Origin of the sequence: Marinobacter sp., from assembly GCF_014859525.1 — a bacterium.
Classification (GTDB): domain Bacteria; phylum Pseudomonadota; class Gammaproteobacteria; order Pseudomonadales; family Oleiphilaceae; genus Marinobacter.
Genome location: NZ_JACUUB010000151.1, coordinates 1 through 2933 on the forward strand (window position 1 = coordinate 1; position 2933 = coordinate 2933).

General features: G+C 58.1%; 4 protein-coding genes. 2 read left to right on the top strand and 2 right to left on the bottom strand.

Going from position 1 to position 2933, the window contains the following annotated elements; all coding sequences use genetic code 11:
* The coding region (locus IBX51_RS14860) for a CPBP family intramembrane glutamic endopeptidase (RefSeq protein ID WP_291832104.1) at positions 1-539 on the bottom strand (539 nt) is incomplete at its 3' end.
* A gap of 3 nt (positions 540-542) precedes the next feature.
* Positions 543-1397: a crotonase/enoyl-CoA hydratase family protein gene (locus IBX51_RS14865; RefSeq protein ID WP_291832105.1), complete on the bottom strand. Its 855-nt coding sequence runs from the start codon at positions 1395-1397 to the stop codon at positions 543-545.
* Between the two features lie 94 nt (positions 1398-1491).
* Between IBX51_RS14865 and IBX51_RS14870 the strand changes: the two genes are divergently transcribed.
* Together IBX51_RS14870 and IBX51_RS14875 are read left to right on the top strand one after the other, a co-directional pair.
* Positions 1492-2466 carry a ribonuclease Z gene (locus IBX51_RS14870; protein WP_291832106.1) on the top strand — a complete coding sequence of 325 codons (975 nt, stop codon included), beginning with the start codon at positions 1492-1494 and terminating at the stop codon, positions 2464-2466.
* 12 nt (positions 2467-2478) lie between these two features.
* Positions 2479-2933: zinc-dependent peptidase (locus IBX51_RS14875; RefSeq protein ID WP_291832108.1), on the top strand; the 455-nt coding region annotated here is incomplete at its 3' end.

The window sequence follows — 2933 nt, forward strand, 5'->3', positions numbered from 1 at the left end:
ATCGCCAACATGTCATAAACCGCATGCCACACCATCACCAGCTCAAGGCTGCCGCTGAGCTGGTAGGCAGCGCCCAGCACCAGGCCCAGGCCAGTGGCAACCAGAAAGTAGGTGAATGACACGTAGTGCACCAGGCCGAACAGCACCGAGGCCGCCAGCACCGCCGTCCAGGGCCCGGTGTATTGCAGTAACCAGCCCTGAATAGCGCCCCGGAACAGAAGTTCTTCACCGACGCCAGCGAGCATAGCCAATGCCAGTAACACCGGCCAGCGGTAGCCGGACACAAAATCATAGAGCGCTTGCATCTGACTGCTAAGGTCATCGGGGAACAACCAGGAATTTTGGGTCAGCAACAGCAGCGAGAGATAGGTCACGCCAGCGCCAATCATGCCAAACAAAACCGCCTCAGCAAGGCTCAGACCGCTCGACAGTATTGGAATACCAAACAGCCAGATGGCCAGCAGGCCAACCACACCAATGCCGCCCTGAAACAACAGGGCGGCAGATGTTGAGATTGAGGAGCTCCGGCGATCAGGCATGGATCAGTTGGAGAACAGATCCTTTACAGGGAACAGGTCATCGTAGACGGGCGCCTGTTTCTGGGCCTTTGCCTGGAAGGATTTCATCATGTCGGTGGGGCGGAACATGCCAGACTGCCAGGTGGCCATGTACTTGAGGCTATCTTCCACACTGTGATCACGGCTGAAGTTAATCATTTCCTTGCAACCGGTTACCGCCAGCGGCGCATTGGCGGCAATCTGTGCTGCAATAGCCATCACACCTTCCAGCATCGCTTCCTGAGATTCGTATACCGTGTTCACAAAACCAAGACGGTGAGCTTCCTCGGCCCCGAACTTGCGCCCGGTATAGGCCAGTTCCCGCACCACGCCTTCGGGCATCAGCTTGGGCAGGCGCTGCAGGGTGCCGACATCGGCAGTCATGCCCAGCTCAGTTTCCTTGATGGTGAAGTAGGCATCTGCGGTGCAATAACGGCTGTCCGCTGCACACACCAGATCCAGGGCACCACCAATGCAGCCGCCGTGAACCGCCGCCAGCACTGGCAGGCGCACTTTTTCGAGGGACGTCAACGTGTCCTGCAGCTGCAACACCACCCGGCGCAGGTTCTCGGCCATCCGGCCGGGATCGCCGCTCATGGGCACCGACTTCGGATCGGAAAACACGCCCAGATCCATGCCCGCGGAGAAATGCTTGCCGGTGGACGAAATCACAATCACCCGGGCATCGGTATTGGCTTCGATGTCCTGCACACAGCGGGGCAGTTCCAGCCAGAACGCCTTGTTCATGGTATTCATGGCTTCCGGCCGACTGAACTGCACGTGGGCAATGTGGTTTTGGACGTCGATGTTAAAGCTTTCGTAGTTGGCTAATTCGGACAAGGTGTAACTCCTCTGATTCTATTACTCTGGACGCTCGCCATAGCTGTTTCATGTTCGTATCATTAAGGCGCACATTACCGCGAAACGAGGCACGATGGAATTTACTTTCCTGGGCACATCCGCCGGAACGCCCACCCGGTCACGCAATGTTACCGGGCTTGCGCTATGCCGCTCCGGCCCCAAACCCTGGTACCTGATCGACTGCGGTGAGGGTACCCAGCACCAACTGCTGCGCACCCGCTATTCGGTGATGCAGCTGCGGGCGATTTTCATCACCCACATCCACGGTGATCACATCTTCGGCCTGCCCGGGCTGCTCACCAGCGCCTCCATGCTGGGCCGTGCCGAGCCACTGGACATCATCGCGCCGGTGCAGGTTAAGAGGCTCATCCATGCTGTGATCGACAACAGCGACTCCAGCCTCAGCTACCCCCTCAACTTCATTGACTCAGAAGCGCCGGACTTCTGCTGGCAGGACAACCAGTTTCGCGTGACCAACGTGGCGCTCTCTCATCGGGTAGCCTGCCGGGCCTATGTCTTTACCGAAAGAAATCTGGAGCGCCAGTTAAAGCAGGACAAACTGGCAGCGGACGGCATAGAGGCCGGCCCGGTCTGGGGCGATCTGCAGAAGGGCAAAGACGTGCTGCTGGCGGATGGCCGCTTACTGAAAAGCGACGACTACACCCACATCCCCAGAACCGCCCGCAAACTCATTGTCGGCGGCGACAACGACACCCCGGAACTGCTGAAAGACGCCTGCGCCGATACCCATGTGCTGATTCACGAAGCCACGTACACTCAGGATGTAGCCGATCGGGTTGGCCCCTGGCCACAACACAGCTCAGCCCAGCAGGTAGCCCGGTTTGCCCAGAGCGTGAAACTGCCCAACCTGATGCTGACCCATTTCAGCCCCCGCTACCAGTCGGTACCCGGCGGCACACCCCACATTAATCAATTGGCGGCAGAGGCTTTGCAACACTACAAAGGCCACCTGTTCCTGGCCCGGGATTTTGATACCTACCGGCTGGAAAAAGATCTGCAGTTGCACAACCTGAATCATGATCACTAACCAGGCCTACCCATGTCATCTGCTTTAATATTTACCGTATTCGCCATCCTGTTGCTCTCAGGCTCCGTGTTCTATTTGTTCTTCTACCGCACCTGGCGACGAAAGCGGGAACTGCAGCAGCCATTCCCCAAGCTTTGGCGTAGCTATCTGAAAAAGCAGTTACCCGCCTACAAACGGGTGGCACCGCAGCAAAGGAAGCGGCTTGAGCGCCTGGTGCAGCTGTTCGTCTCAGAGAAGGACTACTACGGCTGCGATGGCTTTGAGGTAGACGACAGAGTGCGCGTAACCATTGCCGGCCACGCCTGCCTACTGATTCTGGAACGTCCGTTTTCAGACTACGACGATGTGCAGAGTATTCTGGTGTATCCGGACGTTTACCGGGCTCGGGGCACCGAGAGCGACGGTCTCGTGGTAAGCCACAGCGACCAGGTTCGCGCCGGTGAAGCCTCCTCCCGTGGCCAGGTGGT

Coding starts and splice junctions, on each gene's coding strand:
- IBX51_RS14870 (WP_291832106.1), top strand. CDS start 1,492: ATGGAATTTACTTTCCTGGGCACATCCGCCGGAACGCCCACCCGGTCA.